This is a genomic window from Vibrio fujianensis, assembly GCF_002749895.1.
Lineage (GTDB): Bacteria > Pseudomonadota > Gammaproteobacteria > Enterobacterales > Vibrionaceae > Vibrio > Vibrio fujianensis.
Genome location: NZ_NBUS01000054.1, coordinates 503,735 through 504,149 on the forward strand (window position 1 = coordinate 503,735; position 415 = coordinate 504,149).

The window sequence follows — 415 nt, forward strand, 5'->3', positions numbered from 1 at the left end:
CAGCAAGTTGGTATCGTTAGTTGGGGGAATGGCTGCGCTCAGCCAAACGCCTATGGGGTTTATGCTAATGTTGCTTATTTTCAAGATTGGATCGCCAAGATAAAAGAATTGGGTATCAGTTATTCCCAATATACTTATCGTAAAGTCACTCAACCAAGCGTAGAAGAAGAGCTTGTCATAGAGAATACCTCTGATTCGGCATTATCTATTCTTGACATAGAACTTGAGCCTGATTCCAAGCTCACCATAACAACCAATACTTGTCTTGATGCGACTTTAGAGCCTTCTAATAGCTGTAGCATTCATCTCACCTCAACCTCAAAAAAACTGTTTCCTCGATCGACTGATGCCCGTGAAGTTCAACAGCTAACCGTTACGACTAACCGAGAAAATAATGAAAAATTATCGTTTGCCT

At 41.0% G+C, this 415-nt stretch carries 1 protein-coding gene; it reads left to right on the top strand.

Translation table 11 applies throughout. From position 1 onward, the window contains the following. Positions 1-415, top strand: a 415-nt coding sequence (locus tag B7C60_RS15375) for a trypsin-like serine protease (protein WP_157928718.1), incomplete at both ends; no start/stop codon positions are given.